This window comes from Bifidobacterium sp. M0404, from assembly GCF_016101415.1.
Lineage (GTDB): Bacteria > Actinomycetota > Actinomycetes > Actinomycetales > Bifidobacteriaceae > Bombiscardovia > Bombiscardovia polysaccharolytica.
Genome location: NZ_JACFQP010000002.1, coordinates 594,837 through 608,782, shown reverse-complemented (window position 1 = coordinate 608,782; position 13,946 = coordinate 594,837). Strand labels below are relative to the sequence as shown.

Sequence of the window (13,946 nt, the reverse complement as noted above, 5' to 3'; positions counted from 1 at the left end):
TCGAGGAACGGTTCCTTTCCGTTACTTATGGTTCTTCGTGCTTGAATATCGTCCGTATTATCGACTCGCCAAATGAGCGCTTTCACTTGTCGCCTCTGTACCAGTCTAAAGCCCGTGTATTTACACTGACTACCCGTCCGGAGATCGAGATCCTGGCCATCATCAAAGAGGGGGCTTATAGGGCCTGGACGCATGTCAATAACATGAAACCCAGCGAATTCTGCAAGGAGAAACTGGGGTTGCGCAAGATCAAGCAGTATGCTTTCCTACGCCAATATCGGAATGATGCGGATGAGCTCTGCCGTGTCATTGAGCAGTACCGAAGAAACCATCACTTCCAAAACCACGAGCGATGTTTGGCCGAGATACTCGTTGATTATTCAGACAGCTGCACCGAGCATGTGTGACCTAGGCGACATAGCCGACTAAAGTCCATCAAAGACCATCAGCCTAGACTGATAGATAGAAGCGACCAGGCGCTAGAGCTCCACGAGGAACCGGCACCTACAGATACCCTGACAGCAAGGGAGCCACATGAGCCAGGACCAGACACCGATTTTAGGCAGCAGGCAGAAAGAACCCCAACAGTCCTACATGCAACCGGACGGCACCTTCGACACCCAAGCCTTCCTCGACGGTCTGGATGCCATCTTCAGCGCCGGCAAGGCCCGCGACGAGGCTGAGCCCTACCTGCAACAGGCGCTGGTGGATGCGGAGAATGCAGGTGACGATGCCGGACTGCTGACCGTGCTTAACGAAACCATGGGCTTCTACCGGTCCCAGGGCCGCCACCAAGAGAACATGTGGATGATTCAGCGCGCCATCGAGCTGGCCTCACGAATGCGCATCGAGGGGTCCGATGCCTGGACGACCACCCTGATCAATGCGGCCACAGGTCTGCGGGCAGCCAAGAAGTACGACCAGGCCAAAGACCTCTACCGGCAGGCGCTTGCCTCTGCAGCCAAAACGCTTGGACCCAAGGACCGCCGGCTGGCGGCCCTGCACAACAACCTGTCCATGCTCTACAGCGAAACCGACAGACCCGACCAGGCCGAGCAGGAGCTGCGGCAAGCCATGGACATACTGGAGAATTCCAGCACCGATCCTTCCCGGGATCTGGACCTGGCCTCCACCCACACCAATCTGGCCCTCCTGCTCATGCAGCAAAGCGACAGTCCGCAGGCTCTGCAAGAAGCTTGGGATCAGGCTCGCACAGCTTTGGACATCTATGGAACCGGCCACCTGGAGAACAGCGCACACTATGCCTCGGCCCTTGCAGGCTTTGCCCAGGTCTGCTATTTGACCGGCCGCTTCAGGCAGTCGGTAGACACCTACCGCAAGGCCCTGACCATTATTGAGGACCGGTACGGCAAGAGCAGCGACTACTACCAGATCACCAAGGCCAATCTGGACCAGGCTCAGGCCGCTGCTGAGAAAAACGGGGACGAGGACCAACCAGACCAGACTGACGAAGTATTATCCAACCAGCCGAAGACCAGCTCAAACCAGACCCCGATCAGGAATCAGAACGATGAAAACGATCAACATGACTCCCGCCCGGATATTCAAGGGCTGGACCTGGCCAGGGCTTACTGGGAACAGGTGGGCCGTCCCATGCTGGAGGAGCGTTATCCCCAGTATCGCAACCGGATCGCCGTGGGCCTGATGGGCCATGGCTCGGACTGCTACGGCTTTGACGATGCCATCTCCCGGGATCACGATTTCGGCCCCGGCTTCTGCCTGTGGTTGACCAGCGAGGATTACCAGGCCATCGGCGACCAGCTGCAGAAGGACTATGAGTCCTTACCTACTGAGTTCATGGGATTCGGTTCGCGGACCGACAGCGTCAGGGCAAAGGGAGCCAACCGCCGCGTGGGCGTCTTCGAGATCGGCGCCTTCTTCGAATCTCTGACCGGCTACCGGCAGGCGCCCCCGGAAGATCACCCCCACGAGTGGCTGCTCCTTGACGAGGCCACGCTGGCGGCAGCCACTAATGGCAAGATTTTCGCGGATCCTCTGGGACAGATGCTGGCCACCAGGCAAGGGTTCAAGGCCATGCCCGACGATGTGCGCTTCTGCCTGATCTCCCGCCGGCTGGGCATGATTGCTCAGGCGGGCCAGTACAACCTGCCGCGGAGTCTGCAGCGGGGTGATGGGGCTGCAGCTATGCTGTCAATCAACGAATTCGTCAAAGCCTGCGCCTCCCTGATCTTTCTGATCAACAATCCGCTGACAGTCGGTTATCTGCCCTACTACAAGTGGACCTTCGCGGCCCTTCGCCGACTGAGCGGACGAATGGCCACCAGGCTGTCCGACCTGACCGAGCACCTGGAGGACATCCTACGCCTGGCTTCGGCTGCCTGCTACGGGGGGCAAGGCTTTGGCGAAGGCGGCAAGGGAGCTCGGCCGTCCGCCGAACGCATTACCAAGCTTGTAGAGTCAATCTGCGCCAGAATCGTAGAAGAGTTGCAAGCGGAGGGCTTGACCAACAGCCCGGAAACCTTCCTGGAATGGCAGCGCCCCTATGTCGAGGCCCACATTTCCAGCGACGATCCGGTTCTGCACAGCATCTGAAAGGAGCCAAGGATGGCAAACGACAAGCAATGTCAGGATGATGAGTCCTTGCGTGAGGGGATCGTCCGCCACGAATGGGAACAGTTCCAGCAGGTCAACAACGAGGGTGGCCCGGCCAACTGTCAGGGCAACTGGCCCATGTTCCATCAGATGCGCCTGAGCCAGTTTCTGACCTGGCCTTATCCCCTGCTGGCCAGTTATGCAGACGATCTGGATCAGGCTGACGCACAGGGACGCAACCTGCTGACTGAAAAGTATGGGCGGATGATGGAATCCACCGCCCCGGACCAGTACCACAGCAGCATTGCCCCCTACCTGCCCAGGCTGGGCCTGGATCGCCAGGAGCAGCAGGAGCGCATCATCGACCGGCAGGTGGCCTGGGCCAAGGACTTCCGCGAGCGCTACCCCCGTCTAGGTCAGGAGATGCGCGTCCTGCGCACCAGTGAAGACACTCCGGAGGCCACCTCCTTCGAAACCTACCTGCGCGGCGAACTGGGCACCTATTCGGCCCGGACGCTGGATCTCTACCAATCCATGGTGGACCGGATCGAGGCCCGGGGCGGCAACCTGACCGAGGAAACTATCCTGGCCACAGTGCAGATGAACGGCTTTGAAACCCTCGACGAAGCCGAACAGGCCCAGAACCGACCACCTGAATCACAATCATGAAGTCCATCTGACCAACCAGTCGAGCGGTCGGGTAGAGTTGACGGGTGCAAAAGCTGAAACGGGCGGGTTTCACCGCCGCCTCCTTTGTGGTCATCCTGTTGGTCATGCTCCTTTTGGGCCAAGCCATGACGCCGGACTGGCGGGTGGAACCCTACCGCGACCATCTGCGGGTCTCGACCCGCTCCACTACCGTCGCTTCGAGTTTGGGCCCCACGACCCCTGAGGGTACCCACCCAGTCAGGGAGCAGAAAATCAGCATCACTTTGGCTGGCGGAGTTCGTATCCAGGCCATCGTCAGAGAGCCAAGCGACCGCAAGGGCACAGGACCAGCCTGCCTGTTCATCCATGGCGCCGGAACAGGCAAATCCTCCGAAGTATTTGGCGACCTGGCTTCAGCCATGGCCTCAGCCGGCATCACCACACTGGTGCCAGACAAGCGTTTGGACACCTACACCACCTTCCACCGCGACTATCAGGCCATGGCCGTCGACTACGGGCGTTCCCTTGACCGTCTGCGATCCTGGCCGGGCGTGGATCCAACCAAGGTGGGCCTGTACGCCGAGTCCGAGGGCACTTGGATATCGTCCATCATGACCGCCAAGGATCCCAGCATCGCCTTCTCCATCCTGACTTCGCCTCCCGTCTACCCGGGACGACGGCAGATGGCCATGGCGGCCACCAGCTATTTGGACTTGATTGGCGCGCCTAAGGGGATTCGCAACGTTATACCGCGTCTCATGGGCATGGACCTGTCCCTGCTGGGTCTGGAGTACGCCGACTTTCCCTCTCTGCCCTATCTGGATCAGCTGCGGGTGCCGGTCATGATCAACTTCGGCACCATGGATGTCTCCATGCCGGTAGAGCAGGGTGCGCGCGATATCATCCGCAGAACACATGCGAGTGGCAACGACAACGTGACCCTGCGCTACTACCCCACCAACCATCAGATCCGCACCGGCAGCCGGCTGGCCAAGGCCGGGTTGCCCCTTGAACCCAGATATACCCATAATCTGGAAGACTGGATCAACGCCGTGGCAATGGGCACCAAAGCCGATCAATGGTCAACGCCTATGATTGCCGGCAGCCAGCCCCATCAGCTCAATCAAGTGCCCAAGCACACGAATACAGGGTTGATACCTTCGCTGACCGCCCTGTTGACTCTGATGGCCAGTGGTCCCATTCTGCTGGCTGCTGCCCTGGTATCTGCCCTGATTGGAGCCTTGAGCTCACATCTGCGAGCTCGAGGCAAAGACCACCGACAGTCAGGTTTCAGCAAAGGCCTGACCGGACGGCTCTGGTCGCTAGGCCTGCTAGCCGCAGGACTTATGGCTGCCCTGCTGGCCTATGCCTTTACTGTGGTCCGCCAGGCGCTAGACCTTATGCATCTGTCATCGATGATGGCATCATGCTGGCCCCTGTTGTCCGTCCTGTGTCTGGTACTCATCCTGCTCTTGGCGAGCACCCTGACCTCTGTCTTCAGCCGATCTGACGGCAAGCCAGCTGTTGCCGGGGCTGGCCACTGGTTTACCCTGGCCCTGACCCTGCTGGGGTCTCTGACCATCCTTGGCAGCCTGATCTTCTGGAATATCCTGGTCTTTTGAGACAGAGCGGGTGCGCCTTGCTGATGCCAGCCAGGCTAATACAGACGCGCCAATCAGCACCACGCCCAGGGCGGCAAAAATCAATGGAATAATCCGCTGCCAGGGTATGACTATGGTCAGATCCGTACCGTAACGCAGAAAGACCAATCCTAAAGCCAACATGGTCAGAGCCAAAAGTCCAACCAGGGCGCCAAAAATGATGGTCGGCAGGCTGGGGCCGCTAGGACGGACCGGCTCCGGCGGCTGCATCCGAACCTGATATATCGGAGGTGCCTGCGATTCAACCGGCATGACCTTGGTGGTGCGCTCCTGACGATCCAGCGGCTGGGGCTGGCCTCCTTCTGGTTGCTGTATATCAGTCATCTTCCTGATCCTCCCCAAACTGCCATGGATTGTAGCTATAATCCCAATATTCATTGATCGAGCCGCTGTAGAGCTGCGCCCGCTTCGGCTGGGTAGCACTCCCCTGGGCTTGCACGGTGACCCGTGCACCGTCCATGAGATTGGCTTCGACGATCAATTCGGGATCGTCGGGCATATGCCACTGATCCTCCTTGGACGCTCGCAGGGCTTCCTCCCAATTGCGTCGTTCAGCTGATGACGACGTATTGCCCCACCACATCCGGTTTCCCTGTTCCGTCTCGGTTATCCAGTCAGCCGCGCCTGATCCCAAGACCCTGTAGAGGTCGGTGTGTTCCCTATAGGACAAACTGCACCCCTTAGGAATGAGCAAGCGAACGTCAGCATAGGCCACAGCCAGGCGCACGGTGCCCGTCGGGCAGCCTGAGACTGTACTCACCGCATCATCCATAATCTGAACACGATGGGTACCGTGTTCCCGCTCATAACCAGTCAGGTCAATGACGGCACTTCCCTGATCCTGCGGGTCTCCGACCAGCGCGGTGCCGCGGCGATAACGCCTCATGTCCGCACTGCTCGCCCCCAACGAGCGCCCATAGTTGTTGCCATTAACTTGAACTGTGGCGTAGTCGGCCAAGATCCTGCGGTTCTGGGTTTGCTCAATGCCGGGTATGGCCGAACCGGTAGCCAGAATCAGGACAACCAGGCAGGCCATCAAGGCAATAGGGGTCAATCCTCCTGACCTGCGGCCCATCAAGCCCAGGATCAGTATGACCACGCCAAGTGTCAGCGTGACGCCTCCAGCCCAGATCAGAGCGTAGGCCAAGGTCGCATTCAATCCGCGATAGGGGCTCGTGGCCATCCACCAGACCCCTGCTCCGGAGACCAGGATCAGTCCCGACAGAAGACTGACCAGCATAGGTCCGGCGGGACGACGCCTCAGCCGGGGCGGAACCGACGGACCCTGACGGGCTATTCCCGGCCCTGTCGAGAATGACCCGGCTGTGCCATAGCCCGGCCAGGCACTGAATCCATACGACTGATTCTTGTTCCCAGCAGGTTCTGCAGGGCCTTCTGCCCCTGTCCAACCTCCGGGAGCTGCACCGGCGCTGGGATTGCCCCCATCTTGCGTATTATTCGAATCGCTGCCGGCGTTTGCCGAATCCTCTGTCTCAGAGATGGGTCCAGGAGAGGCTACCTCCCCCTGTTGCTCCGAAGTTACATACGAATCGGAATGCTCTGGCTGGTCCTTGTATCCTTTCGAACTCGCATCACTTGCTGTCTGTGCATTGCTTCGCGTCCCTGTGTAATCCTGGTATCCCTCATACCCTGAAAAGCTCGGATACTCAGGCTGATTCGAATACCACTGCGAACCTGTACCACTCGGCCGTTCCGAATACTGCGGTCCCATCACCCAAGGATCGCCCGAAACCGGCCTGCCGGCATCCGGCCCAGCCCAGTACCCTCTCTGGTACTCCAGGGCCTTATTGCGACTCCACCGGATAAGGAGATACAAAATCAATGCACCCAAAGCCAGGGAAACGATTCCGACTCCAGGAATCAGGATGGCCAGCAGCCAGTAAATGATGATACCCACCATGGAAGCATGCCAAATTCCGTGAATCAGCTCCTGGGCGATAATGACCCCACGCCGATCCGGCAAGACGAACCAGGCAAAACCATAGAAGGCGGCACCAGTGCCGAAGAGAAAGACCGCCAAAATCATCAGCGCTCTGACCAGGGTTACGCTCCAGCCCAGCCGACGGGCCAAGGCTACGCAGACGCCGCCGATCCATCCCTGGTCGCGGATCAGATAGGACTCCCTGCAGGCGCGGAAGAACTTGTCGGACTTCCACCGCCAGCCGTTATCAGGGCCATTGCCGTTCATGTCGCTACTCATGTCTTCATTACAACACCCAGCGAGCGCAAATCTTATGGGGGAACACCCTGATTCGACCCTGATTTCTTCCGTTTATCGCCTTATCGGCACCATCCGAAAACGATAATGGAAGCATGAACGCACCCATGCAGGAACAGCGAATGCTGAAGGAACCACCTCCTCTGCACCCTGCGCGCATGCCCCTGATGAGGCCGCACAAGGGCAGGATCCTGTGCGGAGTCTGCAAGGGCATCAGTTTGCACCTGGGTATTCCCGTCTTCTGGATACGCCTGGTCATGGTGCTCCTGGCCCCCAAAATGATCACCTGCGTGGTCTACTGCTTCCTTTGGTTGATACTGCCCCAGGGCGATCCCACCCAGGCGGTCCAACCGAATGACCCGCGGTCGGCTCCGCTGGCACCCAGCATTCTTACTGGACAATCGGGTCAGAAGGAGGACCACAACATCACCCCCGGGCGGATAACCAGACTGCTGGCAGGCCTAGGCATCATCCTCCTGCTGACCACGGTTTTTCTGCTCAACAGCGGTATGCGCCCCGCCTTTGTCGTCCCCTGCCTGCTTTTTTGCGCTGGGCTGGTTCTGGCCTGGCTGAGGCCGGAAAACCAAGGAACCGGCTACCACCTGCCGGCCCTGATCGGCAGCCTGGCCCTGATCCTGTCTGCTGCGATAATCTTCCTGCTCTCCACACAGGAATTGCATTGGGCCCTGACCCTGATAGTCCTGGCCGGACTGCTGCTTGTGGGCGTGACAGCAGTGGTTGTGCCCTGGGTAGGCTCAATCATTAGCCAGCTGGGCGATGAACGCGCCATGAAGGAACGCGAGGAGGAACGGGCCGATATGGCAGCCCATCTGCACGATGGCGTCCTGCAGACCCTGGCTCTGATTCAGCTGCATGCCGATGACCCGCATACCGTCTTCACCCTGGCCCGATCCCAGGAGCGCGATCTGCGCAACTGGCTCTATCAGGAACGCACTCCCTCAGACCGGTCCGTCAGCACTGGGCTGAGCCAGATAGCCGCACAGGTGGAGGATGATTCAGGCAAGCCGATCGAGGTGGTCACCGTGGGCGATGCCATGCCCTGCGCGCAGACCGACGCCCTGCTCAACGCGGCCCAGCAGGCCCTGGTCAATGCGGTCACCCACGGTGGCGAACCCATATCCGTATATTGCGAGGCTCGCAGGAATCAGATTGAAGTCTACGTGCGCGACCACGGTTCTGGCTTTGATATGGATGCGATTCCAGCTGACCGTCTCGGAATTCGAGAGTCCATCATAGGTCGGATTCGTCGGCGTGGCGGCAGGGTCGAAATCGTCTCCCGCCCGGGCTGGGGCACCGAGGTCAGAATGCACATGCCGCTGTCCGAGGCCAGCCAGCATCAGGAGGGCGAGGTTGATCAGGCTGAAAAAGGGACTGAGGCACAGCAATGATAGGATACGTGGTGAACCATTCATTCACAGACGCATGCCGGTCCGATTCCACCAACACTTGAGGACCCGCGTCGGGAAAGGCGGGCTGAACCACGCCCATGACCACGACTGCAGCAGAGCCCCATCAAGCCGAGGATGGGCCCGCAAGCATCCGCGTAGCCGTCGTCGACGACCATGAGATGTTCCGTACCGGCGTCATCACCACCCTGCAGCCGCATTTCCACGTCGTGGGCCAGGCGGCAGACGTGGAGTCCTCCATTCTCATGGTCGAGCAGACCCGTCCCGATGTGGTTCTGCTGGATGTTCACGTGCCTGGCGGCCAGGGCGGCGGAGGCGCCGAAATTCTGAGCCGTTCCCATCCACTCTCCCCACGGTCGGTCTTTCTGGCTCTTTCCGTATCCGACTCGCCCAGGGACGTGGGTTCAGTCATCCGTGCCGGAGCACGTGGCTACGTGACCAAGACCATCTCCGCCAAGGACCTGGTCTCCTCAATCCGTCAAGTTCACGAGGGGTATGCAGTCTTCTCCCCCAAGCTGGCGGGATTCGTGCTCTCCGCCTTCCAGGAGGACGAGGCCGCAGATGCCGGTCGGGTGGAAGATGACGAACTGGATCGACTCTCCGCGCGCGAGCAGGAGGTCATGCGCCTGATCGCCCGGGGTTACACTTACCGCGAGGTAGCCTCCGAGCTTTTCATCTCCATCAAGACGGTTGAGACCCACGTCTCCAACGTCCTGCGCAAGCTTCAGCTTTCCAACCGAACCGAACTGACCCGCTGGGCCGCAGACCGCCGCATCGTCTGAACGTCCGCTCAGCAGTCAATGCCCCGCTGATGAAGGAGCTGACGCAGACTGCTGATGTCACGGGCAACAATCCCCTCCATACCCAGTCTGTCTGCCATAGCCACATGCTCAGGATCCGCATCGACGAAGATTGTATGCCCGGGGCTGATGGCGAAACGACGCAGAGCCAGACGATAGAAGAGCGGATCGGAAAGATCCAGATGCTCCTCGGATGAGATCAGAACACCTTTCAGAGCAGAGAGGGGCGAGAGGGCGTCTGACACCGCTTCGGTCAGCTTACTGGTCGTCGCCGCCAGGCCCCAACGGGTCAGGCCGGCTCGCCGCAGATCCCCCAGCAGATCCGATGCTCCAGGAAGCAGGCCCTTTACTGCCAAGGTGTAGTTTTCCAGACAGACGCGAACCACCCAAGCGACCGCAGGTCCGTGAGTGGTTTCATAATCGGCCAATGCCTGCTGTGGGTCCACGCCCAGATTGATCTGCCTCCTGACACAAGCGAAGCCCCAAGGGTCCTCCGGGTCCAGAACCATATCGACCACCCCGTCAGGATAATGCCCGACCAAGGCTCGGCGCGGGTCCCAGTCCACCAGGGTCCCAGGCAGAGCGAAGAGGATGCTGCCACCTGGGGCCGCTGGGTCGGGGCGGTCATCGTTGAATATATCCTCACCTGGCAGGTCGCCCGATACGCCTTGGCTTAATCCCTGCCGGAACTCCCGATGCTGCCTTGCCATGCCCCCAGAATAAACATCTGGACCTACAGAACCTGTGGCAGAATCCAGAAGGCACGTGGTCAATCACTAGGTGAAGGCCACCGAATGGATATATTGAAGCCAGCAATGGTCGAATCTTACGTTTTGCGACCTGCCCAGGGCGGAAGTCCCGCCGGGCACGAAAGGAGCCGTTATGTGTCGGCTGCTGCTCACATCCTCATTCTCCGCTACCGCTGACAGGCTGCCCGCTTTCCTCGAAGGCTCGCCCGAAAATCATACGGTGGCCTTCATCCCCACGGCCAACCTTCCACAACGTTCAGATAGCTATGTCCAGGAAGCTCGCCAGGCTTTCACCAACATGGGCTGCCGGATCGACGACTTGGAAGTCTCGACCGCCGATCCGGAGACCATGCGTCGCAGTCTGGAGAAGGACGACCTGATCTATCTATCCGGCGGCAACACCTTCTTCCTGCTGCAGGAGCTGCGTCGCTCAGGTGCTGCTGATTTGATCAGGCAGCAGGTGGGTCAGGGCAAACCTTATATCGGCGAATCGGCCGGCGCTGTGGTGACCGGTCCCGATATCGGCTTCCTGGATGCCATGGATCCGCGCTCAGCCGCCCCGGATCTGGACTCCACCGCAGGGCTGGGCCTGGTGGACTTCCGCCTCCTGCCCCATCTTGATTCCGAGCCCTTCGCCGAGGTGACCAGAAAAATTCTGGACCGCTACGGCGACGATGAGCCCATGGTGGCCATCAGCAACACCCAAGCCGTGGCGATTCGCGGGCAGTGCCTGACTATTCTTTAGAGAACGCCAGTCATCGACAGAGACCTTCCATGACCTGACGGGCCTGGTCCAGACGATCACCCGGACAGAGCAAGATGACACCATCCCCAGCGAGCAGCCGAAGATCACCAGCGGGAATTAGCCTATGCTCGCCCCGGCGAAGACCGATAACGGCGCATCCATGCGGCCAGGGGACCTGTCCCAGCAGACGACCAGCCGCTGGACTGCCATGCTCTATGGGAAACTCCACAGTGACCCTGTCAGGAGTCTGGGCATCGGGAGCATGTCCGCGTCGATAACACTCCAGCAGAGCCTCGTAAATGGGCTCGACTCGCAGCAAATCGGACACCATCAGGGCGGTGAAGGCGCATAGAGCCACGGGAAGCATATGAACCAGGGATCCAGACATCTCCACCGTCAGCAGGATGGATGTTATGGGAGCCTTGACCGAGGCCGTCAGGGTGCCTGCCATGGCGCAGACCGCGCATACCGGAATGATCCGGACGGGCATTCCGAGGGCGGCTGCACCCATACCGCACAGGGACCCAGTCAGCGTGCCGACTGCCAGGATGGGCATAAAGATGCCGCCGGGGGCGCCGCTGCCGAAGGAACTGGCCGTGAAGAGCATCTTGACCAGAAGCAGAACCAACAAGTTCATGGCCACCGACCAGGCCAGCTCGCGAACGCCTTCCGCCTTGCCGATCAGGTCCTCGCCGCCACCCAGGACGGCAGGCAGCAGCAATCCGACCGGCAGAGCCAGGAAGAGGGAGACCACCGGTCCCAGCTTTGAGGGCAGGTGGCTGTAAAGACTCTGAGCACCCAGCAGCAGGCGGTTCATGGCAGCTCCCACCAGACCTGCCACCAGCCCAAGGGGGATCATCAGCAGATACTGGCCGATGGTCAGCTGTGGCATAGCAGTGAAGTCCAGGACCGGACGCAGGCCGAAGCGGTTCTTGGCGATGAAATCAGCACTCAGGCAGGCCATGGCCGCCGAAAGAAGAATCATGGGAGAAAAAGACCTGTGAATCTCCTCCAACGCGAAGACCATCCCCGAAAGCGGCGCATTGAATGCTGCAGACAGACCGGCCGCCGCACCGGAGGTCACCAGGCAGGTCTCCTCCACACGGTCTCGGCGCAACCCACGGGAAACCAGTTGGGAACCGGCCGCGCCGATCTGCACCGAGGGTCCCTCGCGCCCCAGAGACAGGCCGAACATACCGCAGGCCAAACCGCCCAGGAATCGTACGCCAAGCACAGGCAGAGCAGGCATGCGCATGCCGTGGATGACCACTCCCTCCACCTGTGGAATGCCGGAGCCGGAGGCCATGGGAACCCGGCCGACCATCCAGGCCAGGGCCAGCCCGACCAGCAGGGCGGCCAGCAACCAAGGAAGGATCATCAGAGGCTGATCACGCATCTGCCCGTAGGCCCATCGAGCGAACCGGGTGCCATAGCCGATGCCTTGCCGGTAGAGCACCACCAGTACTCCCACCAGCAGTCCGCAACAGGCGGCCCTGAACGCTACCAGCCACCGGCTGGCTCGACCCGGCCTGGTCGCCTGGACCGGATCGTAACGATTGTCCTGATCCATCTCATCCGCCGACGGCCCTTTCCTCCAAGACAGATTCAGCCTCACCGGCCTGCTCCTTCCCTCCTTCGCACACAACGGTTTCCAGCTTCTCCCAGGGCAGAGACCAGAAGCAATGACTGAGCCGACGGCTTCATCCCTCTGGCAGTATGAACACCTGGGATGCCAGCTTCCGAGCAAGATCCGGCAGGCAGGAGCCGGGCAAGCAGACAGACACGTCGTCAGAGCCTAACGGCAGTGCTGTCTGTTCGTCAGTTGCCGTCAGACTACCGTCCAAGACAACGGTGTTCACCTGGCCACGATGACCCACCAGATCCAGCAGCGAGACCCTACCTGGCACCGTACCCAGGCACTCGCTCAGGGTGGCAGCTGAGGCCATGTGCAGCCTCCGGCAACCGACCACTGCTCGCACCTGGCGCAAATCCGGTCGCCTTATGCCCCTGGCCACTAGGAGTATCAGCAGACCTCCAGCATCCTCCAGCAGCAGGAACTTGGAGAGGTTTTCCACAGAGAGCCCCAGCAGGTCAGCAATGCCCAGCTCCATGCCTTGGTCGATGGTATCCAAGGGCGGGTGTTGAACGACACGCCAATCTGTTCTCAAACCATCCAGAAGCTCTCGCACCGGCAGGGGAACCATCCTGTCCCCCGAGTCTGATGACCTCTTATCCATACCGACCTGGGCATCAAGGCCTACTCTGGCTGCAGGATCAGCGCTGCCATTGCCTGGTCTCATGGGTGCCTCGTCAATCGTTGGCCACCTCAGAGTCGGGCTTCAGTTCCTCCTCCTTCTGGCCTATACGCTTCCTGTCTATGCGATAGTAGGCGTTGAAGAGACCACCGGAGGTCAGCAGAACAATCAGAAGAACCAACAGCCATATGTTCTCTTTGGCTTCGTATGTTTCAAGCAATTCATAAGAGGAGGAAACCATCTTCAGCCAGCCTGCGACCGACACGAAGTACCAGGCCGTTGCCTGATCGAGGAAGCTTAGCGCCCGTCGACGTTCTGATCTGGTCCTGGTAGCCTGACGGAGAATTTCGTGCCCGCGTTTGCGCTCCAGTTGAATCTTGACGATGGGCACCAGCCACCACCAGGGCGAGACCTCATCCCAATTCTTGCTGAGCTGATCAAAGTCGTCCAGAAGCTCCTGATATTCCTGCAGCTCCATCAGCCCCTGGAAGAGCGGGAATGTGAAAAGCAGCCAATCCCCGATCAGAGAGACAATGGCGATGAATTGATCCACGACCCGACCTTTCCCTTGCAGAGTCGGCACCCAAGGGTCGGCTCACGTGATTAAGCATGGCTACCATCCATCATTGTAGACACCAAGTTCCAGCCCAAACCGCTGTCTCAACCGCTGACCTCAGTACTGGGAACATAGAACTCAGCGAATACAAGAATGCCCCGGAGATAGCTCCGGGGCATCAGCCAGGCGGACAGGGCGGGATTCGAACCCGCGGTGGCTTGCGCCACAACGGTTTTCAAGACCGTCTCTTTCGGCCGCTCAGACACCTGTCCAAAAGACGTGCCAATCAGGC

12 protein-coding genes and 1 tRNA gene are annotated in these 13,946 nt (G+C 59.8%); 7 read left to right on the top strand and 6 right to left on the bottom strand.

Annotated elements, in window-relative coordinates; all coding sequences use genetic code 11:
* Positions 1–41: 41 nt before the first annotated feature.
* The 4 genes from H3T93_RS06750 (at position 42) to H3T93_RS06735 (ending at position 4,844) form a co-directional block, all read left to right on the top strand.
* A complete protein-coding gene (locus H3T93_RS06750) occupies positions 42–407 on the top strand; it encodes a hypothetical protein (RefSeq protein ID WP_144178499.1) in 366 nt (121 codons plus the stop codon).
* Between the two features lie 187 nt (positions 408–594).
* Positions 595–2,574 carry a DUF4037 domain-containing protein gene (locus H3T93_RS06745; RefSeq protein WP_232348744.1) on the top strand — a complete coding sequence of 660 codons (1,980 nt, stop codon included), beginning with the start codon at positions 595–597 and terminating at the stop codon, positions 2,572–2,574.
* Between the two features lie 12 nt (positions 2,575–2,586).
* Positions 2,587–3,243: a DUF4125 family protein gene (locus H3T93_RS06740; protein ID WP_144178497.1), complete on the top strand. Its 657-nt coding sequence runs from the start codon at positions 2,587–2,589 to the stop codon at positions 3,241–3,243.
* Between the two features lie 44 nt (positions 3,244–3,287).
* Positions 3,288–4,844, top strand: a complete 1,557-nt coding sequence (locus tag H3T93_RS06735; RefSeq protein WP_144178496.1) for an alpha/beta hydrolase family protein — start codon at positions 3,288–3,290, stop codon at positions 4,842–4,844.
* A 355-nt stretch (positions 4,845–5,199) separates the two neighbouring features.
* On the opposite strand, the gene H3T93_RS06730 is transcribed toward H3T93_RS06735, so the two are convergent.
* Positions 5,200–7,104: a PspC domain-containing protein gene (locus H3T93_RS06730; protein ID WP_144178495.1), complete on the bottom strand. Its 1,905-nt coding sequence runs from the start codon at positions 7,102–7,104 to the stop codon at positions 5,200–5,202.
* 140 nt (positions 7,105–7,244) lie between these two features.
* Between H3T93_RS06730 and H3T93_RS06725 the strand changes: the two genes are divergently transcribed.
* A complete protein-coding gene (locus H3T93_RS06725) occupies positions 7,245–8,531 on the top strand; it encodes an ATP-binding protein (protein WP_144178541.1) in 1,287 nt (428 codons plus the stop codon).
* Positions 8,532–8,629: 98 nt separating this feature from the next.
* The gene (locus H3T93_RS06720) at positions 8,630–9,331 is read left to right on the top strand and encodes a LuxR C-terminal-related transcriptional regulator (RefSeq protein WP_046323273.1); all 702 of its coding nucleotides are present in this window, start codon (positions 8,630–8,632) and stop codon (positions 9,329–9,331) included.
* Between the two features lie 8 nt (positions 9,332–9,339).
* On the opposite strand, the gene H3T93_RS06715 is transcribed toward H3T93_RS06720, so the two are convergent.
* Positions 9,340–10,059: a hypothetical protein gene (locus tag H3T93_RS06715; protein ID WP_144178494.1), complete on the bottom strand. Its 720-nt coding sequence runs from the start codon at positions 10,057–10,059 to the stop codon at positions 9,340–9,342.
* 172 nt (positions 10,060–10,231) lie between these two features.
* On the opposite strand from H3T93_RS06715, the gene H3T93_RS06710 reads away from it, so the two are divergent.
* Positions 10,232–10,843 (top strand): Type 1 glutamine amidotransferase-like domain-containing protein, encoded by a 612-nt coding sequence (locus H3T93_RS06710; RefSeq protein WP_144178492.1) that lies wholly within the window; start codon positions 10,232–10,234, stop codon positions 10,841–10,843.
* 10 nt (positions 10,844–10,853) lie between these two features.
* On the opposite strand, the gene H3T93_RS06705 is transcribed toward H3T93_RS06710, so the two are convergent.
* From H3T93_RS06705 to H3T93_RS06690, 4 genes are all read right to left on the bottom strand, one after another.
* Entirely contained in the window at positions 10,854–12,413 is a 1,560-nt protein-coding gene (locus H3T93_RS06705; RefSeq protein WP_232348742.1) for a ClC family H(+)/Cl(-) exchange transporter, read from the bottom strand.
* A gap of 130 nt (positions 12,414–12,543) precedes the next feature.
* The gene (locus H3T93_RS06700) at positions 12,544–13,143 is read right to left on the bottom strand and encodes a YbaK/EbsC family protein (RefSeq protein WP_144178490.1); all 600 of its coding nucleotides are present in this window, start codon (positions 13,141–13,143) and stop codon (positions 12,544–12,546) included.
* Positions 13,144–13,153: 10 nt separating this feature from the next.
* Positions 13,154–13,651, bottom strand: a complete 498-nt coding sequence (locus tag H3T93_RS06695) for a hypothetical protein (protein ID WP_046323277.1) — start codon at positions 13,649–13,651, stop codon at positions 13,154–13,156.
* Between the two features lie 190 nt (positions 13,652–13,841).
* A tRNA-Ser gene (locus tag H3T93_RS06690) sits at positions 13,842–13,926 on the bottom strand.
* Between the last annotated feature and the right edge of the window lie 20 nt (positions 13,927–13,946).

Bases quoted from the DNA above. Each gene is read 5' to 3' on its own strand.
- H3T93_RS06745 (WP_232348744.1), top strand. From the start codon at position 595: ATGCAACCGGACGGCACCTTCGACACCCAAGCCTTCCTCGACGGTCTG.
- H3T93_RS06730 (WP_144178495.1), bottom strand. From the start codon at position 7,104: ATGAGTAGCGACATGAACGGCAATGGCCCTGATAACGGCTGGCGGTGG.
- H3T93_RS06725 (WP_144178541.1), top strand. From the start codon at position 7,245: ATGCTGAAGGAACCACCTCCTCTGCACCCTGCGCGCATGCCCCTGATG.
- H3T93_RS06715 (WP_144178494.1), bottom strand. From the start codon at position 10,059: ATGGCAAGGCAGCATCGGGAGTTCCGGCAGGGATTAAGCCAAGGCGTA.
- H3T93_RS06700 (WP_144178490.1), bottom strand. From the start codon at position 13,143: ATGAGACCAGGCAATGGCAGCGCTGATCCTGCAGCCAGAGTAGGCCTT.
- H3T93_RS06740 (WP_144178497.1), top strand. From the start codon at position 2,587: ATGGCAAACGACAAGCAATGTCAGGATGATGAGTCCTTGCGTGAGGGG.
- H3T93_RS06705 (WP_232348742.1), bottom strand. From the start codon at position 12,413: ATGGATCAGGACAATCGTTACGATCCGGTCCAGGCGACCAGGCCGGGT.
- H3T93_RS06710 (WP_144178492.1), top strand. From the start codon at position 10,232: ATGTGTCGGCTGCTGCTCACATCCTCATTCTCCGCTACCGCTGACAGG.
- H3T93_RS06720 (WP_046323273.1), top strand. From the start codon at position 8,630: ATGACCACGACTGCAGCAGAGCCCCATCAAGCCGAGGATGGGCCCGCA.